The sequence below is a fragment of the Undibacterium sp. RuRC25W genome (assembly GCF_049339825.1).
Taxonomy (GTDB): domain Bacteria; phylum Pseudomonadota; class Gammaproteobacteria; order Burkholderiales; family Burkholderiaceae_D; genus Undibacterium.
Genome location: NZ_JBMPPD010000024.1, coordinates 16,444 through 39,178 on the forward strand (window position 1 = coordinate 16,444; position 22,735 = coordinate 39,178).

19 protein-coding genes are annotated in these 22,735 nt (G+C 46.4%); 14 read left to right on the forward strand and 5 right to left on the reverse strand.

Annotation, left to right across the window (positions count from 1 at the left end; translation table 11 throughout):
• Nucleotides 1–139 precede the first annotated feature (139 nt).
• The 4 genes from acnA to ACO0KV_RS12040 all read right to left on the reverse strand — a co-directional run bounded on the left by acnA (nucleotide 140) and on the right by ACO0KV_RS12040 (nucleotide 5,549).
• Nucleotides 140–2,875, reverse strand: coding sequence for an aconitate hydratase AcnA (gene acnA, locus ACO0KV_RS12025; protein WP_423042769.1), 2,736 nt, complete (start codon nucleotides 2,873–2,875; stop codon nucleotides 140–142).
• Between the two features lie 128 nt (nucleotides 2,876–3,003).
• Nucleotides 3,004–3,513, reverse strand: coding sequence for a hypothetical protein (locus tag ACO0KV_RS12030; protein ID WP_423042770.1), 510 nt, complete (start codon nucleotides 3,511–3,513; stop codon nucleotides 3,004–3,006).
• Complete coding sequence (locus tag ACO0KV_RS12035) at nucleotides 3,510–4,496, reverse strand: HpcH/HpaI aldolase/citrate lyase family protein (protein ID WP_423042771.1); 987 nt, start codon at nucleotides 4,494–4,496, stop codon at nucleotides 3,510–3,512. Before ACO0KV_RS12035 ends, ACO0KV_RS12030 begins: the two co-directional genes overlap by 4 nt.
• A 63-nt stretch (nucleotides 4,497–4,559) precedes the next feature.
• Entirely contained in the window at nucleotides 4,560–5,549 is a 990-nt protein-coding gene (locus tag ACO0KV_RS12040; protein ID WP_423042772.1) for a malate dehydrogenase, read from the reverse strand.
• Between the two features lie 358 nt (nucleotides 5,550–5,907).
• On the opposite strand from ACO0KV_RS12040, the gene ACO0KV_RS12045 reads away from it, so the two are divergent.
• From ACO0KV_RS12045 to ACO0KV_RS12110, 14 genes are all read left to right on the forward strand, one after another.
• The gene (locus ACO0KV_RS12045) at nucleotides 5,908–6,711 is read left to right on the forward strand and encodes a GntR family transcriptional regulator (RefSeq protein ID WP_423042773.1); all 804 of its coding nucleotides are present in this window, start codon (nucleotides 5,908–5,910) and stop codon (nucleotides 6,709–6,711) included.
• A 236-nt stretch (nucleotides 6,712–6,947) separates the two neighbouring features.
• Nucleotides 6,948–7,355 carry a succinate dehydrogenase, cytochrome b556 subunit gene (gene sdhC / locus ACO0KV_RS12050; RefSeq protein WP_423042774.1) on the forward strand — a complete coding sequence of 136 codons (408 nt, stop codon included), beginning with the start codon at nucleotides 6,948–6,950 and terminating at the stop codon, nucleotides 7,353–7,355.
• Entirely contained in the window at nucleotides 7,356–7,724 is a 369-nt protein-coding gene (sdhD, locus tag ACO0KV_RS12055; RefSeq protein ID WP_423042775.1) for a succinate dehydrogenase, hydrophobic membrane anchor protein, read from the forward strand.
• A 2-nt stretch (nucleotides 7,725–7,726) separates the two neighbouring features.
• A complete protein-coding gene (gene sdhA / locus ACO0KV_RS12060) occupies nucleotides 7,727–9,502 on the forward strand; it encodes a succinate dehydrogenase flavoprotein subunit (protein ID WP_423042776.1) in 1,776 nt (591 codons plus the stop codon).
• A gap of 77 nt (nucleotides 9,503–9,579) precedes the next feature.
• Complete coding sequence (locus ACO0KV_RS12065) at nucleotides 9,580–10,290, forward strand: succinate dehydrogenase iron-sulfur subunit (RefSeq protein ID WP_423042777.1); 711 nt, start codon at nucleotides 9,580–9,582, stop codon at nucleotides 10,288–10,290.
• Between the two features lie 104 nt (nucleotides 10,291–10,394).
• On the forward strand, nucleotides 10,395–10,676 hold the full coding sequence (locus tag ACO0KV_RS12070; RefSeq protein WP_423042778.1) for a succinate dehydrogenase assembly factor 2: 282 nt from the start codon (nucleotides 10,395–10,397) through the stop codon (nucleotides 10,674–10,676).
• Between the two features lie 62 nt (nucleotides 10,677–10,738).
• Nucleotides 10,739–12,043, forward strand: a complete 1,305-nt coding sequence (gltA, locus tag ACO0KV_RS12075) for a citrate synthase (protein WP_423042779.1) — start codon at nucleotides 10,739–10,741, stop codon at nucleotides 12,041–12,043.
• Between the two features lie 323 nt (nucleotides 12,044–12,366).
• Nucleotides 12,367–15,222, forward strand: coding sequence for a 2-oxoglutarate dehydrogenase E1 component (locus ACO0KV_RS12080; protein WP_423042780.1), 2,856 nt, complete (start codon nucleotides 12,367–12,369; stop codon nucleotides 15,220–15,222).
• Nucleotides 15,223–15,284: 62 nt separating this feature from the next.
• Nucleotides 15,285–16,526, forward strand: a complete 1,242-nt coding sequence (gene odhB, locus ACO0KV_RS12085) for a 2-oxoglutarate dehydrogenase complex dihydrolipoyllysine-residue succinyltransferase (RefSeq protein WP_423042781.1) — start codon at nucleotides 15,285–15,287, stop codon at nucleotides 16,524–16,526.
• A gap of 10 nt (nucleotides 16,527–16,536) precedes the next feature.
• Entirely contained in the window at nucleotides 16,537–16,905 is a 369-nt protein-coding gene (locus tag ACO0KV_RS12090; RefSeq protein ID WP_423042782.1) for a PspC domain-containing protein, read from the forward strand.
• Nucleotides 16,906–16,991: 86 nt separating this feature from the next.
• Nucleotides 16,992–18,419, forward strand: coding sequence for a dihydrolipoyl dehydrogenase (gene lpdA, locus ACO0KV_RS12095; RefSeq protein ID WP_423042783.1), 1,428 nt, complete (start codon nucleotides 16,992–16,994; stop codon nucleotides 18,417–18,419).
• A 261-nt stretch (nucleotides 18,420–18,680) separates the two neighbouring features.
• Nucleotides 18,681–19,778 carry a cell division protein ZapE gene (zapE, locus tag ACO0KV_RS12100; RefSeq protein ID WP_423042784.1) on the forward strand — a complete coding sequence of 366 codons (1,098 nt, stop codon included), beginning with the start codon at nucleotides 18,681–18,683 and terminating at the stop codon, nucleotides 19,776–19,778.
• Nucleotides 19,779–19,840: 62 nt separating this feature from the next.
• Nucleotides 19,841–20,200: a hypothetical protein gene (locus ACO0KV_RS12105; protein WP_423042785.1), complete on the forward strand. Its 360-nt coding sequence runs from the start codon at nucleotides 19,841–19,843 to the stop codon at nucleotides 20,198–20,200.
• Between the two features lie 203 nt (nucleotides 20,201–20,403).
• A complete protein-coding gene (locus ACO0KV_RS12110; protein ID WP_423042786.1) occupies nucleotides 20,404–21,666 on the forward strand; it encodes a DEAD/DEAH box helicase in 1,263 nt (420 codons plus the stop codon).
• 43 nt (nucleotides 21,667–21,709) lie between these two features.
• Here ACO0KV_RS12110 and ACO0KV_RS12115 read toward each other — a convergent pair whose 3' ends face one another.
• Nucleotides 21,710–22,657 (reverse strand): flagellar brake protein, encoded by a 948-nt coding sequence (locus ACO0KV_RS12115; RefSeq protein ID WP_423042787.1) that lies wholly within the window; start codon nucleotides 22,655–22,657, stop codon nucleotides 21,710–21,712.
• Nucleotides 22,658–22,735: the final 78 nt, after the last annotated feature.

The window sequence follows — 22,735 nt, forward strand, 5'->3', positions numbered from 1 at the left end:
TGCTTTTATTTAATAAATAGTTGAAAATAAAAAAGGGAAGTTGACGAAGTTGCTTCCCTTTTTTTGCTTGTACAGACCATTGTGTGCTCGCTATCGAGCGGCACGCAATGGTTAATACAGCTTGGCTGATTGACTCTGATTAAGCGGACAACAATTGACGCAATACGAACGGCAAAATACCGCCATGTTTGTAGTAGTCAACTTCGATTGGTGTATCGATGCGCAACAGAACTTTAACATCTTGTGATTCGCCGTTTGCACGGTGAATGACCAGTGTTACTTCTTGTTGAGGTTTGATTTCGTTTTCGATGCCTTTCAGATCGAACGATTCATTGCCTGTGATGCCCAAAGAATCAACGCTATCTGTACCGATGAATTGCAGTGGCAATACACCCATACCAACCAAGTTAGAGCGGTGGATACGCTCGAAGGATCTAGCGATAACCGCTTTCACGCCCAACAATTGCGTACCTTTTGCTGCCCAGTCGCGGGAGGAGCCAGTACCATATTCTTCGCCACCGAAGATCATGGTTGGTGTGCCTTCAGCAACATACTTCATCGCTGCATCGTAGATGGCCATTTGTTCGCCAGTTGGTTGGAACAATGTTTCGCCGCCTTCTACGCGGGAGCCATCTTCCTTCGCTGGGATCATCAAGTTTTTGATACGAACGTTAGCAAAAGTGCCGCGCATCATGATTTCGTGGTTACCACGACGTGAGCCGTAAGAGTTGAAATCTGCTTTCAGAACGCCGTTTTCTTTCAACCATTTACCTGCTGGGCTGGATTCTTTGATCGAACCTGCTGGGGAAATATGGTCAGTCGTGATGGAGTCGCCGAATACGCCCAATGCACGTGCGGCAGTGATGCCTGTCGCAGCTGCTTTTGGTTCCATTGTGAAGTCAGCAAAAAATGGTGGTTCGGCAATGTACGTGGATGTTGGCCAGTTGTAGACTTCACCTTCTGCGACGCCTTTGATGTTTTCCCACAGCTTGCCTGGTGCACCTTTAACGTCAGCGTAGTTATCTTTGAACGTTTTGGAGTTCATCGCGAACTTCATTAATTTTTGGATTTCTGCACTGGTTGGCCAGATGTCGCCCAAGAAAATGTCTTTGCCTTTAACGCGACCAACTGGTTCTGTCATCAGATCTTTAGTCATGTTACCTGCGATAGCATAAGCCACGACTAATGGAGGGGATGCCAGGAAGTTGGAGCGAATGTTCGGGTGAATACGTGCTTCAAAGTTACGATTGCCAGACAAAATGGCAGATGCCACGATATCGTTTGCAACAATGGCTTCGTTCATTGCTGGAGTCAGATCGCCAGCATTACCGATACAAGTGGTGCAACCGTATGCGGTTACGCCAAAGCCGAGCTTTTCGAGGTATGGCAACAGGCCAGCTGCTTCCAAGTACTTCGTTACAACGCGGGAGCCAGGAGCCAGAGATGTTTTGATATGTGGAGCAACTTTCAGACCTGCTTCAACGGCTTTCTTTGCCAGCAAACCAGCGGCCAGCAGTACGCTTGGGTTGGAAGTGTTGGTGCAAGAAGTAATTGCAGCGATCAGCACGTCACCGTTTTTAACTTTAACATTGTCGCTATTGGTGTAAACCGCTGTCAGATCCTCAGCTTTTTTGTTGAAGCCGTTTTCAGATGTTGGTTTGGAGAACAGGTCAGCGAAAGTGGATTTTACATTGCCGATTTCGATACGATCTTGTGGGCGCTTAGGGCCCGCCAAAGATGGAGCAACGGAAGACAGATCCAGAGAGATTTCTGTGGTGTAGTCTATATCGCCTTTTTTCGGAATACCGAACATTTTTTGGGCTTTGAAATAGCCTTCAAATGCATCGATTTCTGCTTTAGTGCGGCCTGTACCTTTGAAGTAATCGATGGTTGCTTCGTCAACTGGGAAGAAGCCCATTGTCGCGCCGTATTCTGGCGCCATGTTAGCGATTGTAGCGCGGTCTGTCAGTGACAGGGAGCGTGTACCTTCGCCAAAGAATTCAACAAATTTACCAACTACTTTTGCTTTACGCAGCAATTCAGTAATGGTCAGGACCAGATCGGTTGCTGTACAACCTTCACGCAGTGCGCCAGTCAGATTTACGCCAACAACGTCAGGTGTCAGGAAGTAGACTGGTTGGCCGAGCATACCTGCTTCAGCTTCAATACCACCAACGCCCCAGCCAACTACGCCGATGCCGTTGATCATTGTTGTGTGGGAGTCTGTCCCTACCAGTGTGTCAGGGTAGTAAACTTCATTTTTCTTCGCATCTTTAACTTTGTGTACGCCGCGTGCCAAGTATTCCAGGTTAACCTGGTGAACAATACCAAAGCCTGGAGGAACTACGCCGAAAGTGTCAAATGCTTGCATGCCCCATTTCATGAACTGATAACGCTCGTTGTTGCGTTCAAATTCCAGTTTCATGTTCAGATCAAGCGCTTTCTTTTCGCGGAAATGATCGATCTGTACCGAGTGATCGACGACTAGATCAACTGGCACTAATGGTTCGATATTTTTTGGATTTTTGCCTTCTTTAGCGGCGACATTACGCATCGCAGCCAGATCTGCCAGGAGTGGAACGCCTGTGAAATCTTGCAATACAACACGGGAAACGACAAAAGGAATTTCATCAGTACGTGTTGCAACTGCGCCCCAGTTTGCGAGTTGTTTAACGTGTTCTTCAGTAACTTTTTTACCGTCACAGTTACGCAGAACAGATTCCAGAACTACCCGAATGGAAACTGGTAGGCGAGAGATTTTTACTCCCAGATTTTTTTCCAGTGCAGGCAAAGAAAAGAATTTACCTTTCTTTGTTTCTGAAATTTTAAAATCTTTCAGGGTTTTGAATGCATCTTGATACGCATTTTGGCTCATGGCTATTCCTTATTTACAAAAATCAATGATCAAATATATGCTTACTGCTTCTTTATTTTGAGCTAGACCCCAACATACCTAGCAATGCTCTCGGTAAGTGGCGTCAATTCCCTTGCTCAACCTGGGATTTATTTTGTTACCGGGGTGGCTTCAGCTGGCGCTTCTACCTTGCTTGCTGCTTGTGTTGCATCTGCCATCATAGGTACTGCGCTGGTACATTCGTTAGCGAGTTGCTGACCCTTGCGTGAGTCGAGCAGCAAGCCTTTTGCTGGGATACCAATCCAGATAAATCCTGCTTTTGGGTTCTCAAAACGATAAGCGCCTGTGGTTGTATCGACACGATGCATTGCGTATAAGCGCTTTTTCCAGCGCATCGCAATATGGTCAATGTTATCGCCGTGTGTGTACATCGTCAAAGAATTGCCGAGTTCGCACGTGTAGTCGTAATTTTTATCCTCATGAACGTCAGGTTCAATTTCATCTGGATCTTGATGTACAGGTGTTGCTACTTTTTTCGCTTTGATCGACGTCTTGGCTTTGCTTTGTACTGGTGTATTTTCAGCACGCGCAGCGAGCGGCGCTAACATAAAGCTGCCCACGATAATTAAGCTCGCGACGCGGGATAAAAGTTGATTCATTCGAGGTCTCCTTCAAGTAAAGCATTTGCCATTTCAGGCAGCGTAATGGCGCAAGATTTAGCGCGTTTTAAAATTGTCCAGAAATAACGATAACTGGCGCGATCGTGTAATTTCCCAGCATACTGAATAGGTGCCCAATTGTTTTCTTTGGCACAATACAGAATCTCAGCCGCAGCAGATATTTCATCATGCTGAGGTGCCATTGCACGGACAATAGGATTAATCTGGGCTGGATGGATGCTCCACATCCGAGTGTAAGCAAATTCAGTTTTTGCTCGCAGGGTATCGTTGGTGACGACAGATAAATCTTGAATGTCGGTGGTCACATTATGAGACGGTACCTTACCGAATCGATGGCAGGCCGCTGAAATCTCAAGCTTTGCTCTGGCAACAAGAGGGTGTTCAAACTGGTTTGGTGACTGCATTGCTGACGAGGGAACTGCGCCGTAATGTGATGAAACAAAGTCCATAATTCCAAACGACAGACATTCAACCTGGGGCAAGGCGGCAATGGCCGTTACGTCAGCGAGTGCGTCATGCGTCTCAATTAAAACGTGGATGGGTAAATTATTTCTTCCGGACGAAAATGCATAGTCATTTATTTGACAAATCGCATTAGCGACTTGATCGGCAGAATTAACTTTTGGTAAAACAATGTATGCAAGCCGTTGTGCGGTTGCTGGAATAATTAGAGATAAATCTTGCTCAAAAGCGTCGTGCTGAATGTCGTGCACGCGTACGCCAATTCGAGAAAATTGATTTTCGGGACTATTGAGAAGTTCACAAACCATTTTCGCGTGATTTGCTTCGCTACCAGTCGCGGCACCGTCTTCGCAATCGAAAGTAATGTCAAATACAGGTCCCAGTGTTTGCTGGAGATCCATGGATTTGCGCATTAATTTTTCCGAGCCCGCATAGTGATCACAAACCGGTAAAAAAGCCGGTGTTAACTGATCCTGAAATAAGGCGCGGGATGGATGCATCAGTTTTAAAAATACAGTAAAGGAGGGCGGTCAAAAATCTCCTGTCCGCCCTTGCCTTGTTTGTTAGCCTACCAAGTGTTTGACGCCATCACGCTCTTCTTGCAATTCTTTGAGAGTGACATTGATGCGTTCACGTGAGAATTCGTCGATTTCCAGACCTTGAACGATCGTGTATTCGCCGTTTTCTGTTGTTACTGGGAAGCCAAACATTGTACCTTCTGGAATGCCATATGAGCCGTCAGACGGGATGCCCATGGTTGTCCATTTGCCGTTAGTGCCCAATACCCAGTCACGAACGTGGTCAATTGCTGCGTTCGCTGCAGAAGCTGCAGAAGACAAGCCACGTGCTTCGATGATAGCTGCACCACGTTTGCCAACTGTTGGCAGGAACACGTCTTTATTCCAGACTTGATCGTTGATCAGATCTTTTACTGCTGCGCCGTCAGCTGTTGCAAACCGATAGTCTGCATACATTGTAGGGGAGTGATTGCCCCAAACGCACAATTTTTCAATTGCAGAAACTGGTTTGCCGATTTTCGCGGAAACTTGTGACAACGCGCGGTTATGATCCAAGCGCAACATTGCTGTGAAATTTTTTGCTGGCAAAGATGGCGCGGATTTCATTGCGATGTAAGCGTTAGTGTTGGCTGGGTTGCCTACAACTAAAACTTTAACGTTACGTGATGCAACTGCATCCAGTGCTTTACCTTGTACGGTGAAGATCTGTGCGTTAGCTTCGAGCAAATCTTTACGTTCCATTCCTGGGCCGCGAGGGCGTGCACCAACCAGCAGCGCTACGTCGATATCTTTAAACGCTGTCATTGGGTCGCTGTGAGCAGTCATGCCAGCCAATAATGGGAATGCGCAATCGTCGATTTCCATCATGACGCCTTTAAGCGCTTTTTGCGCTTTTTCGTCAGGGATTTCGAGTAATTGCAAAATGACTGGTTGATCCTTGCCCAGCATGTCGCCGTTAGCAATGCGGAACAACAGTGAATAACCAATTTGACCAGCGGCGCCAGTTACAGCTACGCGCATAGGGGATTTTGCCATGATGCATCTCCGAAGTGAGGTAAAAAACGATGTTCAAATTTGATTGAGTCTGGAACGCCAGCGATCGATGTCGAATGATAGCGTTTAACGCTCTGCTCGTCAGCCATATTTGAAGTGAATTTTTCTGTAAAATCAAATATATTTGATTTTTCAACTTTACATTGCTTAAGTTCACGCTATATTACTTTAGTAGGTTGACGAGGTCGCACTCATCAACTGCCGCGCACTTTTCATAATTTTTAAGAAGTTTAGGGGCTGCGGTCTTATGTGTCAATGACTATCTTATGTCTTATATAAGACATATTAGTTAGCTTTAGTTGTAGACGGCGCGGGTGTTTTTGTGGTGAAATTACGACCTATGAATTCAAATACGCCAAATACAAATATCTTACCTGCGAACTCGCCGAGTTCTGGTGGGGGGCTTGTTGGCTCATCCGTCAGTGTGTCTCCGACATTCAGTCCTTTGTATCAACAGATTAAATCTCTGATTACTCAGAGTTTGCAATCTGGCGAGTGGAAGCCTGGTGAGCTTATTCCGAGCGAGATGGAATTGGCTGCACGATTTAAAGTGAGTCAAGGTACCGTTCGTAAGGCAATTGATGAGCTTTCTGCGGAAAATCTTGTGGTGCGGCGCCAAGGGAAGGGTACTTTCGTTGCGACCCATCATGAGGCTAGAGCGCAATTCCGTTTTTTGCGTCTGGCGCCCGATCAGGGAGTTCCGCACTATCCCGAAAATAAAATTATCGAAGTTCGGCGTATGCGTGCGCCGGCAGAGGTGGCGCGTCTATTGGAAATAAAGTCTGGTGACTCGGTTGTTTTCATTCGTCGTGTGCAGTCTTTTAGCGGGGTGCCGACTATTCTGGATGACCTGTGGCTGCCTGGCGTCATTTTTAAAGGGTTGACAGCCGAGCGTCTGAATGAATACAAGGGGCCTATGTATGGCTTGTTTGAGACGGAGTTTGGTACGCACATGATTCGCGCTTCTGAGCAAATTAGAGCTGTTTGTGCGGACGCTGTCGTTGCTGAGTTGTTGGGTATTTCGTTGGGTGCTCCGTTATTGAACGTCGAAAGGGTTTCGTACACCTATGGTGATAAGCCAGTTGAGTTGCGGCGCGGCCTTTATCTGACTTCGCAGCATCATTATCGCAATGAGCTTAGTTGAGTCGTGCTTGTGTTGTTTGTGCGGAAGCACATAAATTGTCGAGATGGGTTTGCATTGAACTTGTGCCTGAACTGTTTTGCTGCTCTTTTGCTGGTCAACTGTCGGCACATATTCAGATTTGGTATTAAGATGACGGTATTTTGAAGGAACGGCGTCAATTTTTGTTGGTGCAATGCACCAAAATGAGCGAAAATTGCATGATTTTGTGTACAGACTAGTTAATGGGGAGATTATTTATGTCTGAAGTAGTGAAAAACAGGCCACGCTATGGTGTGATGCGCCTGATTGATGCAACAGGATACCGATTGCCGCTGGCAGGTATTGTGTCCATCTTGCATCGTATAAGCGGAATGCTGATGTTCTTGCTGTTACCCTTCATTTTGTTTTTGTTGGATAAGAGTGTGACTTCGGAGGTTTCGTTTGCGGAATTGCAGGCATTGACGTCTGGTGTTTTTGTTAAGTTGGTAATCCTAGCGTTAGTTTGGGCATTTTTGCACCATTTTTGCGCAGGCGTTCGTCATCTGATTATGGATCTTCACTACGGTCTTGACAAACATACTGCACGTAAGTCTGCAGTCGGCGTGCTGACTGTCAGTCTTGTGTTGTCAGCGTTAGTAGCCCTGAAATTGTTTGGAGTATTTTAAATGGCAAACAACAATATTGGACCTAAGCGCTTGGTCGTTGGCGCGCATTACGGATTGCGCGATTGGTTAGCTCAGCGTGTGACAGCGATCGTCATGGCGGTATATACCGTCCTGTTGCTAGTGCTGTTTTTGGCAGGGAGTAATTTTACCTACGAGGGCTGGGCGGGAGTTTTTGCTCATCAATGGTTTAAATTGGCCACTTTTTCTGTGGTGATCTGCTTGCTCTATCACGCTTGGGTCGGTATGCGTGATGTCTGGATGGACTATGTAACTCATAGCGTCGTTGCACGTATGGTTTTTCAGGTTGCCACCATTTTGTGGCTGGTTGCTAGTGCTGGCTATGCCGCACAAATTTTGTGGAGAGTATAAAAGTGGCTGCGATTAAATCCACAATTCCTACCCGTCGTTTTGATGCGGTTATCGTTGGTGCAGGTGGTTCAGGTATGCGTGCTTCGCTGCAATTGGCTGAAGCTGGCTTGAATGTCGCTGTACTGTCTAAAGTTTTCCCTACGCGATCACATACAGTGGCTGCGCAAGGTGGTATCGGTGCATCTTTGGGCAATATGTCTGAAGATAACTGGTACTGGCATATGTTCGACACAGTCAAAGGCTCTGATTACCTCGGTGATCAGGATGCGATTGAATTTATGTGTCGTGAAGCACCAAAAGTCGTGTATGAGTTGGAGCACTTTGGTATGCCGTTTGACCGTAATGCTGACGGTACTATTTATCAGCGTCCATTCGGCGGTCATACTGCAAACTTCGGTGAAAAACCAGTTCAGCGCGCTTGTGCTGCAGCTGATCGTACTGGTCATGCATTGTTGCATACCCTGTATCAGCGTAACGTTCGTGCCCGTACGCACTTTTTCGTTGAATGGATGGCGATCGATCTGATTCGTGATGCAGATGGGGATGTCCTTGGTGTTGTTGCGCTTGAGATGGAAACTGGCGAAGTGATGATGCTAGAAGCGAAGCAAACAATTTTCGCAACTGGCGGTGCTGGTCGTATTTGGGCAGCCTCCACGAACGCATTTATTAATACCGGTGACGGTATGGGTATGGCTGCTCGTGCTGGCTTGCCGCTGGAAGATATGGAATTCTGGCAATTTCACCCAACTGGTGTGGCAGGTGCTGGTGTCTTGATTACTGAAGGTGTGCGCGGTGAAGGCGGCATTCTGGTCAATAGCCAGGGTGAGCGTTTTATGGAACGTTATGCGCCGACGCTGAAAGATTTGGCGCCACGTGACTTCGTTTCCCGTTCTATGGATCAGGAAATTAAAGAAGGTCGTGGTTGTGGTCCTAATAAGGATCACGTTATGCTCGATCTGCGTCACATTGGTGCTGAAACGATTCAAAAACGTCTGCCATCGATTCTGGAAATCGCACATAAGTTTGCTAACGTTGATGCTACAAAAGAGCCAATTCCAGTCGTTCCAACAATTCACTACCAAATGGGCGGTATTCCAACCAACATTTATGGTCAGGTTGTTGCGCCTAAAAATGGTTCTAGTGAAGTAGTTAACGGCTTGTACGCGATTGGCGAGTGCGCTTGCGTATCCGTACACGGCGCGAACCGTCTCGGTACTAACTCCTTGCTCGACTTGCTGGTATTCGGCCGCGCTGCGGGTAACCACATCGTTGCAAGCAATCTCAAAGCACGTAGCAATAAAGATTTGCCTGCTGATGCAGCTGATCTGGCCTTGTCCCGTTTGTCCAAGCTGGAAAGCAGCACTGGCTCTGAACGTGTTCAGGACGTTGCTAACGCAATCCGTAAAACGATGCAGCATCACTGCGGCGTGTTCCGTACGGATGAGCTGCTGCAAGAAGGTTACAAAGAAATCATGGAGCTCGATGAGCGACGTAAGCATGTTTCTTTCAAAGACAAGTCCAAAGTATTCAACACTGCGCGTGTAGAGGCGTTGGAATTGGATAACCTGATCGAAACTGCTAAGGCAACGATTACTTCGGCTGCTGCTCGTAAAGAATCACGTGGTGCACATGCGCACCGTGATTATGAAAAACGTGATGATGAAAACTGGATGAAACATACACTCTGGTATTCCGAAGGTAATCGACTTGACTATAAGCCTGTCGTCACTAAGCCGCTGACGGTAGAGACGTTCAAGCCAAAAGCTCGTACATTCTAAATTGAGAAAATGCGCTGTCTGGTGCTGCCAGGCAGTCTATTTATCGTGTGTCCGGGAGGACGCACAAGGAAGATATCATGGCACGTACACTGAAATTTAAAATTTATCGATATGATCCGGACAAGGATGCTAAACCGTACATGCAAGACTTGACGGTCGAGTTGCAAGATACCGACAAAATGTTGTTGGATGCATTGCAGCGTATTAAGGCAGATGTGGATGATTCGTTGGCTTTACGTCGCTCATGCCGTGAAGGTGTTTGCGGTTCTGATGCAATGAACATCAATGGTAAAAATGGTCTTGCTTGTACAACAAACTTAAACGAGTTGATTGAACCTATCGTTTTGCGTCCATTGCCAGGCCTGCCAGTTATTCGCGATCTGATCGTTGATATGACGCAGTTCTTCAAGCAATATAACTCGATTAAACCATACTTGATGAACGATTCTATTCCGCCGGAAAAAGAGCGTTTGCAATCTCCAGCAGAGCGCGAAGAGTTGGATGGTTTGTATGAGTGTATTTTGTGTGCATGCTGCTCAACATCCTGTCCATCATTCTGGTGGAATCCGGATAAATTTGTCGGTCCAGCTGGTTTGCTGCAGGCGTATCGCTTTATTGCTGATTCTCGTGATGAAGCAACTGGAGCTCGTCTCGATAATCTGGAAGATCCGTACCGTTTGTTCCGTTGCCACACAATCATGAACTGCGTTGATGTTTGTCCAAAAGGTCTCAATCCGACCCGTGCAATTGGCAAAATCAAAGAGTTGATGGTTCGTCGCGCTGTGTAATTGTTGAAAAGAGGCGGTGCGATGCGTACCGCTTCTATTTCATGCAACTCTTATTGCTATGTGAAGAGTTGCATGAAATAGAAAGCATTAAAAGAGAAATTAATATGTCAAAGCTAGTGGAAGAGTCTCACCAAAGTGATCCGGTAAAGCGCGCTCGTTTGCGCTGGCGTGCAAGACGTGGCTTGTTAGAAAATGATCTGATATTGACGCGGTTCCTGGATGCGAATGAAGAGAATCTTAGTGACGAAGAAGTAGATGCGTTTAGTCGCCTGATGGAATTGTCTGACAATGTCCTGATGGATTTGATTATGGAGAGGAAGGAGCCTGCTGACGAGGTTGACTTGCCTCATGTGCATGTTTTGCTATCCCGTCTGCGCGTAGCCTGATTAATAAAGTTTTTTTTGTGTTTTTTTGATTAACGACTCACCTCTTATCTGAAGGAAGAGCCATGACTAATTCTGAAACTAAAGCAACCCTCTCATTCTCCGATGGTTCCCCATCATTGGAAATGCCAATTTACAAGGGATCTATCGGTCCTGATGTAATTGATATTCGTAAATTGTACGGTGCGACTGGCATGTTCACTTACGACCCGGGTTTTATGTCGACTGCGGCATGTAATTCTTCGATTACTTATATTGATGGCGATAAAGGCGAGTTGCTGTATCGTGGTTATCCTATCGAACAACTGGCTGTGAATGGCGGCGACTTCTTGGAAACTTGCTACTTATTGTTGAATGGCGAATTACCAAATGCGGCCCAAAAAGAAGAATTTGTTTCTACAGTGACCAAGCACACGATGGTACACGAACAAATGCAATTCTTCTTCCGTGGCTTCCGTCGTGACGCGCATCCGATGTCTGTGTTGGTTGGTACGGTTGGTGCGTTGTCTTCGTTTTACCACGATTCTTTGGATATTAATGATCCGCATCACCGTGAAGTATCTGCGATTCGCCTGATCGCTAAGATGCCTACCCTAGTTGCGATGGCGTACAAATATTCTATTGGGCAGCCATTCGTGTATCCACGCAATGATTTGTCCTATAGCGCGAACTTCATGCACATGATGTTCTCCACACCATGTGAAGAATACAAAGTGAATGACGTTCTGGTTCGTGCTTTGGATCGTATTTTGATCTTGCATGCAGATCACGAGCAAAATGCGTCTACTTCGACAGTACGGTTGGCTGGTTCTTCCGGCGCAAATCCATTTGCATGTATTGCTGCTGGTATTGCATGTTTGTGGGGCCCTGCACATGGCGGCGCGAACGAAGCTGCTTTGAGTATGCTAGAGGAGATCGGTAGTGTTGATAATATCCCTACATTTATCGCTCAGGTTAAAGATAAAAACTCTGGCGTTAAGCTGATGGGCTTTGGTCATCGCGTTTACAAAAACTACGATCCACGCGCTAAATTGATGCGCGAAACATGCTACGAAGTTCTGCAAGAATTAGGTCTGCAAGATGATCCTTTGTTCAAGCTGGCAATGGCATTGGAAAAAATCGCTCTGGAAGACGATTACTTCGTGAGTCGTAAGCTGTATCCGAACGTCGATTTCTATTCTGGTATTGTTCAACGTGCCCTTGGTATTCCAACCGCGTTGTTCACTGGTATTTTTGCGCTAGCCCGTACCGTTGGCTGGATTGCACAATGGAAAGAAATGATTTCTGACCCAGAACAAAAAATTGGTCGTCCACGCCAATTGTTTGTTGGTGCCGAGAAACGTGATGTTGTATCGATCGACAAGCGTTAAGAAAAAAATGCTGGAGATGCTGAATTTATTCATATTTATGTGCGCACTGCAGCATTGAAAAAAAAGCGAGTCATGGCGACTCGCTTTTTTTTTCTACGGTAAATATGCTATGCTTCTGCTCGAAAGTAAATTTTAGATGGTTTTTTCGTTTTAGATTCAAAAAGTATATTGTTTTTGAATGTGTGTTTTGATTCTGAAGCGAGAATAGTTTGAAACAAGCCCTTCCCCACAACTTGATGTGCAATCCGCTAACCGGTCAGGCCGTGTCGCGGAAGGTTAGATTAACCCGCTAATCTCGCGAAACGCGAAGAAAGGTGAGCAAGATGATGCAACAATATAACGCTAACTCGTATCTGTTCGGCGGCAATGCGCCGTATGTAGAAGAACTTTACGAGGCCTATTTGAATAATCCTGGGTCCGTACCTGAAAACTGGCGCGAGTATTTCGATGCGATGCAACATGTGCCAGCAGTCGATGGATCTTCCAAGCCTGACGTGGCTCACGCTCCTGTCATCGCTTCTTTTGCCGAACGTGCTAAGCAAGGTCCTATTCGTACCGTTAGCGCGACTGCTGATGCCGAAATGGGCCGCAAGCGCGTCGCTGCTCAGCAACTGATCGCAGCTTATCGCTTCCTTGGTAGTCACTGGGCGAACCTCGATCCATTGCAACGTCAGGAGCGTCCAAGCTTGCCAGAGCTGGAGCCAAGCTTTTACGGCTTCACAGATGCAGATATGGACATTCAGTTCAATATCAGCAATACCTACTTCGGTACTGAAACAGCTTCTTTACGTGATCTGATTAACTCTTTGCGTGATACTTACTGCCGTTCGATCGGTGCTGAGTTCATGTACATCAGTGATCCGACTGAAAAGCGTTGGATGCAACAAAAGCTAGAATCTATTCGCTCTACGCCAAGTTTTAATGCTGAAACGAAAAAGCATATTCTTGACCGCCTGACAGCGGCTGAGGGCTTGGAGCGTTATCTGCACACACGTTATGTTGGTCAAAAACGTTTCTCCCTCGAAGGCGGCGAAAGCTTCATCGCTTCTCTGGATGAGACGATTCAACGCGCTGGTGAACGCGGTGTGCAAGAAATCGTTATTGGTATGGCTCATCGTGGTCGTCTGAACGTTTTGGTGAATACTTTGGGCAAAATGCCACAAGAGTTGTTTGCTGAGTTCGAAGGTAAGCACGGTGATGATTTGCCAGCGGGTGACGTTAAATACCACCAAGGTTTCTCTTCTGACGTTTCCACCCCAGGTGGCCCAGTTCACTTATCCTTGGCGTTTAACCCATCCCATCTGGAAATCGTTAATCCAGTTGTTGAAGGTTCTGTTAAAGCCCGTATGGATCGTCGTGGCGATAAGGATGGCGCACAAGTATTGCCAATCCTGGTACACGGTGATGCAGCGTTTGCAGGGCAGGGCGTTGTCATGGAAACCCTGAATCTGGCACAAACTCGCGGTTATGGCACTGGTGGTACGATGCATATCGTGATCAATAACCAGATTGGTTTTACTACCTCTGATCCACGTGATTCACGTTCAACTTTGTACTGCTCCGACGTTGTTAAAATGATCGAAGCACCAGTGTTGCACGTTAATGCTGATGATCCAGAAGCGGTTGTTCTAGCAACGCAGATCGCGCTTGATTACCGTATGGAATTCAAGAAGGACGTTGTTGTTGACATTATTTGCTACCGTAAATTAGGTCATAACGAACAAGATACGCCAGCATTGACACAACCGCTGATGTACAAAAAAATTGGTCAACACCCGGGCACACGTAAAATGTACGCGGACAAATTGTCTGCCCAAGGTACGATTCCTGCCGATGGTGGCGATGCAATGGTAAAAGAGTTCCGTGACGCAATGGATGCTGGTAAGCATACCCATGATCCGGTAATCTCTAACTTCAAAAACAAATACGCTGTGGATTGGATTCCATTCCTCAACCGTAAATGGACTGATGCTGCTGACACGGCTATTCCAACTACGGAACTTAAGCGTTTGGCTGAACGTATTACAACCATTCCGGCAGGGTTTAAACCACATAGCTTGGTGGAAAAAGTCTTGGGTGATCGTGCAACAATGGGTCGCGGTGAAATGAATCTTGACTGGGGTATGGGTGAGCATTTAGCTTATGCGTCTCTGGTTTCTTCTGGCTACGCAATTCGTCTGACAGGTCAAGATGCTGGTCGTGGTACTTTCGTTCATCGTCACGCTGTATTGCATGATCAAAACCGCGAGCGTTGGGATTCGGGTACATATATTCCTCTGCAAAATATCTCTGATAATCAAGCACCATTTACTGTGATTGATTCTGTGTTGTCTGAAGAGGCCGTGTTAGGTTTTGAGTATGGTTATTCAACTGCAGAACCAAACACATTGACGATCTGGGAAGCGCAATTCGGTGACTTTGCCAACGGCGCGCAAGTTGTTATCGATCAGTTCATCAGCTCTGGTGAAGTGAAATGGGGTCGGGCATCTGGTCTGGTGATGATGTTGCCCCACGGTTACGAAGGTCAAGGACCAGAGCACTCATCCGCTCGTCCAGAACGTTTCTTGCAATTGTGCGCTGATAACAATATGCAAGTCGTTCAGCCGACAACTGCTGCACAGATTTTCCATCTGTTGCGTCGTCAAATGATCCGTCAGTTCCGCAAACCTTTGGTGATCATGACGCCAAAATCTTTGTTGCGTAACAAGGACGCTGGTTCAGCATTGTCTGAATTGTCGAAAGGCAGTTTCCATACAGTGATCGGTGAAGTGGACGAGAAAATTGACGCGAAAAAAGTGAAACGCGTCATCGCTTGCTCCGGTAAGGTTTATTACGATTTAGTGAATGCACGTAAAGAACGTGGTCAGGCTGACACAGCGATTATTCGTGTGGAACAACTGTATCCGTTCCCACACAAGAGCTTCGCTGCTGAACTCAAGAAGTTCCCAGAAATGACGGAATTGGTCTGGGCGCAAGATGAGCCGCAAAATCAAGGACCTTGGTTCCAGATTCAGCACAACATCTTTGAAAGCTTGGAAGACGGTCAAAAATTGGCCTACGCAGGTCGTCCAGCAAGTGCATCGCCAGCTGTCGGTTACTACGACAAACACTATGCACAACAAAAAGCGTTGTTGGAAACCGCATTTTCCAAACTCAAAGGCTTTGTCCTCACTAAATAAATAACGTGATGCTGCATCATAGATTGATGCAGCATGTAGTTACCCGAATCGGAGAGTAAAAAATGGCAATTATCGAAGTAAAAGTTCCTCAGTTATCTGAGTCCGTAGCAGAAGCAACCTTGTTGACTTGGCACAAAAATGTTGGTCAGTCAGTGGCTCGTGACGAGAACCTGATTGACGTGGAAACAGATAAAGTTGTGCTGGAATTGCCAGCGCCAGAAGCTGGCGTCATCACACAAATCATCAAAGGCGACGGTAGCACTGTTGTTGCTGGTGAAATTATCGCTATTGTGGACACAGAAGCAACTGCATCTGCCGGTGCAGCTGCAGCGCCTGCCGCAGCTGTTGCTACCGCTCCAGTTGCCGCCGATGCAAAATCGTCAGCTGGCGTTGCTATGCCAGCTGCTGCCAAAATTCTGGCTGAAAATGGTTTGTCTGCTGGTCAGGTTGATGGCTCAGGCAAAGATGGTCGCGTAACTAAAGGTGATGCGTTAGCCGCTGTTGCTGGTAAAGCGACACCGGTTGTTGCACCATTAGCTGCGCCTGTCGCAAGCAAGCCAGCATTGCAACAAGTTGCAGCGCCAACATTGGCTAGCCTCGGTGATCGTCCCGAAGAGCGCGTTCCAATGAGCCGCTTGCGTGCACGTATCGCTGAACGTCTGGTTCAATCGCAATCTACTAACGCAATCTTGACGACATTCAATGAAGTCAACATGGCGCCAGTGATGGAATTGCGCAATAAATACAAAGACAAATTTGAAAAAGAACACGGCGTTAAGCTGGGCTTTATGTCGTTCTTCGTCAAAGCTGCTGTTGCTGCATTGAAAAAATACCCAATCGTTAACGCGTCTGTTGACGGTAACGACATCGTCTACCACGGCTATTTTGATATTGGTATCGCGGTTGGTTCCCCACGTGGTCTGGTTGTACCTATTCTGCGTAATGCTGACCAAATGTCTATCGCTGACATTGAGAAGAAAATCGGCGAATTCGGCGCTAAAGCAAAAGATGGTAAGTTGACTCTGGATGATTTGTCTGGAGGTACCTTCTCTATCTCTAACGGTGGTACTTTCGGTTCTATGTTGTCGACACCGATTATCAATCCTCCACAATCTGCAATCTTGGGTGTGCATGCAACTAAAGATCGCGCAGTGGTTGAGAATGGTCAGATCGTTATTCGTCCAATGAACTACCTGGCAATGTCTTACGATCACCGTATTATTGATGGTCGCGAAGCAGTATTGGCATTGGTTGCAATGAAAGACGCGTTGGAAGATCCATCCCGTCTGTTGTTAGATCTGTAATCATTGATCAATGGCTATCAACGTGAACATCGCTGACGACATTCAGCGTTTGCACGAGTTGCATCAGTCGGGTGCTCTGACTGATGCAGAGTTTGCGCAAGCGAAAGAAAAGCTTCTCGGTCAAACAGGATCGGGCGCTTCCTTTAATCAAACCGCGTCTTCGTCGTATGCAAGGGATGAAGATGCAATCAATCAGTTAAACCGTTTCCGTCGCTCGAAGGGCGACCGATGGTTGGGCGGTATTTGTGGTGGTCTGGGAAAATTCACTGGTTTGGAATCCTGGATTTGGCGTTTGATTTTTGTGTTCTTTGCAATGTGCGTTGGTACAGGGATGCTTGCCTACCTATTGGCATGGATTTTTGTGCCCGAAGAAGAGTGATGTTCTTTTATCCGTAGACCAGACATGGGTCTGGTCTACGGATAATAAAAAGATAGTCTGCTTTAAATAAAATTCAGGATAATTTCATGAGTAAACAATTTGATGTCGTCGTTATCGGCGGCGGCCCTGGCGGCTATATCGCAGCAATCCGTGCTGCACAACTTGGTTTTTCTACTGCATGTATCGATGCATGGAGTAACGACAAGGGTGGTCCGGCACCAGGCGGTACATGCACCAATGTGGGTTGCATTCCATCTAAGGCATTATTGCAATCTTCCGAGCATTTTGAGCATGCTGGTCACGCATTTGCTGATCACGGTATTCAGGTCTCTGGTCTGGGTATGGATGTTGCTAAAATGCTCGGTCGTAAAAACACCATCGTTAAGCAAAATAACGACGGTATTTTGTTCTTGTTTAAAAAGAACAAAGTGACTTTCTTCCACGGTCATGGTTCTTTCGTGAAAGCCGATGCCGCTGGTTACGAAATCAAAGTTGCTGGTAAAACTGAAGAGACGATTACAGGTAAGCATATCATTCTTGCAACTGGTTCCAATGCTCGTGCATTGCCAGGTACGCCGTTTGATGAAGTTAACGTCTTGTCCAATGAAGGCGCACTGAATATTGCTGAAACACCGAAAAAATTGGGTGTGATCGGTGCAGGCGTCATCGGCCTGGAAATGGGCAGCGTATGGCGTCGTCTGGGTGCAGAAGTGACTGTGCTCGAAGCATTGCCAACTTTCTTGGGCGCTGTTGATGAACAGATCGCAAAAGAAGCGCACAAACTATTCGTCAAACAAGGCTTATCAATTAACCTCGGCGTAAAAATCGGTGAAATCGTTAATAGCGGTAAAGACGTTACTGTCAATTACACGGACGACAAAGGTGCAGAACATAAAGCCGTCTTTGACAAGCTGATCATTTCTATTGGTCGTACGCCAAACACTAACGGCTTAAATGCTGAAGGTGTTGGCCTTGGACTGGATGAGCGTGGCTTTATCGCTGTCGATGGTGACTGTAAAACTAACTTGGCAAACGTTTGGGCAGTTGGCGACGTGGTCCGTGGTCCAATGCTGGCACACAAAGCCGAAGAAGAAGGTGTTGCAGTCGCTGAACGTATCGCTGGACAACACGGTCACGTCAATTTCAACACAATTCCTTGGGTTATTTACACATCCCCAGAGATCGCATGGGTTGGACGTACTGAACAGCAATTGAAGGCTGATGGCGTAGCATACAAAGCAGGAACTTTCCCATTTATGGCCAATGGTCGTGCACGTGCTTTGGGTGATACGTCTGGTATGGTAAAGTTCCTAGCTGATGCGACAACGGATGAAATTCTGGGTGTCCATATCGTTGGTCCAATGGCTTCTGAGTTGATCTCCGAAGCGGTTGTTGCAATGGAATTCCGTGCTTCTTCTGAAGATATCGCACGTATTTGCCATGCACATCCATCGCTGTCAGAAGCAACAAAAGAAGCAGCATTGGCAGTTGATAAGCGTTCATTGAATTTCTAATTGGATGCTGTTTGATCGCATGCTGAGTTCAAGATACTAAGTCTTGGTGAAATGGACGAGTCGGGTACTCGTCCATTTTTGTTTTGAAACATAAACCCTAAAGCAGGATGTGGACATTGGCTAACGGTGTAGACTCCTTTAATGTGCTGCAAGATAGGCATCGTGCGGCGAGGCCAACATAGCGTATAAACGCAAACTAATGATGTCGGACCCTTCGAGCGATTGTTACTCTTGCAGGGAACGGATTGAAAAAAGTAGATCATGGATGTTCAAGAGTTTTATCAGGACGCGTTAACGCAGCGCGGATTTAAAGCCGACGAGGCGCAGCGGCGTGCAGTCGATCGCTTGCAAGAAGCCTATCAAGAATGGGTCTTCTATAAAGGCAAACGGGCCAACCGGTTGACACGTATGATTACGCGTCCCCAAGTGCCTCGGGGCGTTTATATGTGGGGCGGAGTAGGGCGTGGTAAGTCATTTTTGATGGACAGCTTTTACTCGGTGGTACCTGTCGTCCGAAAAACACGTTTGCACTTCCATGAATTCATGCGCTCCGTTCATCGTCAGTTGGACGAACTTAAGGGTGTTGCGAATCCCTTGGATGAAGTGGCGCGCCAAATAGCTAAAAAGCATCGTTTAATTTGCTTTGATGAGTTTCATGTGTCTGACGTCGCTGATGCGATGCTGCTCTACAACTTGCTCAAGGCGCTTTTTGATAACGGTGTCTCGTTTGTCATGACATCCAATTACGAGCCATCAACGTTGTATCCAGATGGATTGCATCGTGATCGCATGTTGCCCACGATCGCATTGCTCAAAGAGCGGTTAGATGTTCTCAATGTGGATTCTGGTAACGATTATCGCAAGCGGGCTTTAGAGCAAGTGCAGGCGTATCTGACCCCGTTGAACGCAGCAACGGATAAGGCGTTGCGTGACAGCTTTGCGCGCATTGCTGATACAAAAGATGAAGATCCTATTGTTGATATTGAGGGCCGTAAGCTGAAGTCCTTAAGACGTGCTGGTGGCGTGATTTGGTTTGATTTTAATACTTTGTGCGCTGGTCCTAGATCACAAAACGACTATCTAGAGATTGCTAGTCGGTTTCATACCGTTATTTTGTCGTCGATACCCGCAATGTCCGCTGCCATGTCCTCAGAGGCACGTCGCTTTACGTGGTTAATTGACGTGTTCTACGATAATAAAGTGAAGCTCATTATGTCGGCTGAAGTTGTTCCTGAGTTGCTTTATACTCAAGGTACATTGTCGAATGAATTCCACCGTACGGTATCCCGAATCATCGAGATGCAATCCAAAGAATATATGGAAACCGATCAACGTCAACTCGCAGAGTCACTTACCTGATGCTAACTTTTCGTCAAATTATTTCTCGGAGATTCCTGTGTATTTGCCTCTTGACCTCTTCGATGTCTGCATCATTATGCGTCTTTGCGGAGGATGGTAAGCAAGAGTTTATGCAGGTTTCAGCTCTCGTGCATGCCCTTGATGAGCGATTCCCTGCGGGCAGTATTCAGACAAACGATGCCGCAGAAGTTGCGATCAAAGAAAGTGCCGACGCACAGACAAGATTGCAAAACTGGTATGTGGTTTCAGAGCATCATTGTTACAACACGTTCTTTGTTAATGATTGTTTAAAAGAGATTAAAGTTGAACGTCGTGCATACTTGCCAACATTGCAGCGTATTTCGTTGGAGGCGAAAGCATTGCAGCGGCAAATCAAAGTGATGGAACGTGATCGGGAGACCGCCCAAAAACAATCAAAGTAATTGCCTTCTTTGCCGTGTTTGCTTATGTTTATATTCACACGACAGATCATTACTGAGGTTCTAATGATCTATCGTGTGTAGTTGTTACGAACATTACCCTTCATCTTATTGGGTTCCTGCTACTTTGAGTTTGCCCTTATTTCTTCCGCGTCGTTGTTGAAAAGGCGGAAATCTTTCTCTGATCATTTGTAAAGAATTTCACTATGTCCTTCACTAGTCTGGGTCTGTCGCCAGAAACCTTATCTGTTCTTGCAGTTTTAAATTATGTAACGCCGACGCCGGTTCAAGTAGCGGCTATTCCAGTTATTTTGCACGGATCGGACCTCATCGCACAGGCACAAACCGGATCGGGTAAAACACTCGCATATAGCGCGCCTCTGATGCAATCTTTGCAACTGGGAGTTCGTCCACGCACGGTGCAGGCATTGATTCTTGTTCCTACGCGCGAGTTGGCAGCGCAGGTGGCGGCAACGATTAGCTCGCTGGCAGATAGTCTTGGGCGTTCATTTAAAATGGCGGTTTTATTTGGTGGCGTATCAGTTAATCCTCAGATGATGCATCTGCGTGGTGGTGCAGATATTGTCATTGCCACGCCAGGAAGGTTGCTCGATCTGATTGCCCACAACGCAGTATCTATTGCTAACGTTAATACATTGGTGTTGGATGAGGCGGACAGGTTGCTGGAGTTGGGGTTTGCGGAAGAATTGGAGCGTATTTTGGCGTTTCTACCATCATCACGTCAAACCTTGTTATTTTCTGCAACATTTGCGCCACGTGTAGAAGCGCTGGCGCAACAAATATCGCAAAACCCTGTTCGAGTAGATGTGCCTGAAACTGAAATTGCTAAGCCTGATATTTTACAGCGGTCTATTTCTGTCGATGTCGGACGGCGGACGCAATTGTTACGCCATTTGATTAAAACGGAAGGTTGGAAGCGCGTGCTGGTGTTCGTTGCAACTAAGTATTCAGCGGATTTGATTTCAACAAAATTACGTCGTCTTGATATTGCGGCAGAGCCATTTCATGGCGAATTGAGTCAAGGGAAGCGAGAGCAGGTCCTAGCTGATTTTAAGGCCTCCCGTGTAAAAGTCGTGATAGCAACGGATCTGGCAGGGCGGGGTATTGATGTGGCTGATTTGGATGTAGTCGTTAATTACGATTTGCCACGTTCTGCGGATGACTACGTTCATCGTATAGGCCGTACTGGTCGTGCAGGGGCGAGTGGATTGGCAGTCAATTTTGTTAGTGCTGAATCGTTAGCTCACTTTACAATCATTTCCAGGAAATGTCACATACGGGTGGAGTTAGAAACGATTCTCGGCTTTGAGGCCCAGGATGTCGCTCCATCGATTGAAGTACCTCTGGATGTCAATGGAGGAGTGAAAGGACGTCGTCCGAGTAAAAAAGACAAACTTCGCGCATTAAATGCACAGCAAAGTTTAAACCCTAAAAATAGTGACAGTTGAATTGCTTTTTTTTGCGTCGGGACGTGATGATTTAGTCTTGATCTTAATTCATTTCAGCTAGTGTTTGATGTACGAAGGCCGATAAAATCAATCTAGCTTGGGGTGGCACATCAATAAATTCGAAGCCATGGCGAAATTCTGCACTATTGTCAGTGGGCGCAATCGAACGCAAGATGGTCTTAAGTGTGAGGAATTCGTCTGAACCAGCGGCGTTGACTTTGAATTTAATGACGCCAATGTCACCTTTTTCTCCGAGTTGTTTTTTGAGAATACCTGATGTACCGCCCATACTTAGATCACCTAGTGTCGCTGCGGCGGTCTGCTCAGGATTGCCGATAGTAACTGATGCGATAATCTTCACCGTGGCACGAGCGCCTTGCCGAATTGTCGTTACGCGGACTTGTTTCGGATAGCTTAAATGTAAATAATCATGGGGTGAATAGACGTATTTGATTAGGGATGCTGTGAACGCATAGGCTTTTTTTCCCGGAAATGCACGGATAATAAAAGTCTGTCCTTCACGCAGCATGACTGATTTGCCATTCGCAAAGGGGGCCGTAAGCAATAATGATTTATTTTTGACAAAGCCAATGAGCTTAACTGTGTAACGTGTTGCAGCTTGGTCATGGGTTTGAAGGTAAAAGGTTTCTCCAACGGTCCAGCGAACACTGTCTAATTCGATGATTGTCTCTTTGTGTAATTCGTCTGCAGATTTTGGTGACGGTGTAGTAGTCGTATTTGTGATCGTTTCAGAGGCCGGCTTCTCAGTTATTTCGATTTTGGAAGGAATGCTGTCCCACAGCATGTCTGCCTCGCAAAATCCAACGTCCATTAAATGATTTAGTTGTTGCTGATCTTCGATTCGTAGGCCGGGTTCGAATAATACCTGCCCATCCTGATTGTAAATAGTCCAATTGATTGTTTGGCCAACAGCTATCTCAGTATGCCTTAACGGCATTAAGCCCAACACTTCATCCATCTGTTTATCCATTATCTATTTGCCGGAATCTTTTGTTCTCAGTATATGCTATTCAAAATTGTAGCAACATTAGCATAGTTAATAGAGCTC

Coding starts and splice junctions, on each gene's coding strand:
- zapE (WP_423042784.1), top strand. CDS start 18,681: ATGGATGTTCAAGAGTTTTATCAGGACGCGTTAACGCAGCGCGGATTT.
- gltA (WP_423042779.1), top strand. CDS start 10,739: ATGACTAATTCTGAAACTAAAGCAACCCTCTCATTCTCCGATGGTTCC.
- odhB (WP_423042781.1), top strand. CDS start 15,285: ATGGCAATTATCGAAGTAAAAGTTCCTCAGTTATCTGAGTCCGTAGCA.
- ACO0KV_RS12070 (WP_423042778.1), top strand. CDS start 10,395: ATGTCAAAGCTAGTGGAAGAGTCTCACCAAAGTGATCCGGTAAAGCGC.
- ACO0KV_RS12080 (WP_423042780.1), top strand. CDS start 12,367: ATGATGCAACAATATAACGCTAACTCGTATCTGTTCGGCGGCAATGCG.
- ACO0KV_RS12115 (WP_423042787.1), bottom strand. CDS start 22,657: ATGGATAAACAGATGGATGAAGTGTTGGGCTTAATGCCGTTAAGGCAT.
- lpdA (WP_423042783.1), top strand. CDS start 16,992: ATGAGTAAACAATTTGATGTCGTCGTTATCGGCGGCGGCCCTGGCGGC.
- ACO0KV_RS12065 (WP_423042777.1), top strand. CDS start 9,580: ATGGCACGTACACTGAAATTTAAAATTTATCGATATGATCCGGACAAG.
- ACO0KV_RS12030 (WP_423042770.1), bottom strand. CDS start 3,513: ATGAATCAACTTTTATCCCGCGTCGCGAGCTTAATTATCGTGGGCAGC.
- acnA (WP_423042769.1), bottom strand. CDS start 2,875: ATGAGCCAAAATGCGTATCAAGATGCATTCAAAACCCTGAAAGATTTT.
- ACO0KV_RS12090 (WP_423042782.1), top strand. CDS start 16,537: ATGGCTATCAACGTGAACATCGCTGACGACATTCAGCGTTTGCACGAG.
- ACO0KV_RS12045 (WP_423042773.1), top strand. CDS start 5,908: ATGAATTCAAATACGCCAAATACAAATATCTTACCTGCGAACTCGCCG.
- ACO0KV_RS12040 (WP_423042772.1), bottom strand. CDS start 5,549: ATGGCAAAATCCCCTATGCGCGTAGCTGTAACTGGCGCCGCTGGTCAA.
- ACO0KV_RS12110 (WP_423042786.1), top strand. CDS start 20,404: ATGTCCTTCACTAGTCTGGGTCTGTCGCCAGAAACCTTATCTGTTCTT.
- ACO0KV_RS12035 (WP_423042771.1), bottom strand. CDS start 4,496: ATGCATCCATCCCGCGCCTTATTTCAGGATCAGTTAACACCGGCTTTT.
- ACO0KV_RS12105 (WP_423042785.1), top strand. CDS start 19,841: ATGTCTGCATCATTATGCGTCTTTGCGGAGGATGGTAAGCAAGAGTTT.
- sdhC (WP_423042774.1), top strand. CDS start 6,948: ATGTCTGAAGTAGTGAAAAACAGGCCACGCTATGGTGTGATGCGCCTG.
- sdhD (WP_423042775.1), top strand. CDS start 7,356: ATGGCAAACAACAATATTGGACCTAAGCGCTTGGTCGTTGGCGCGCAT.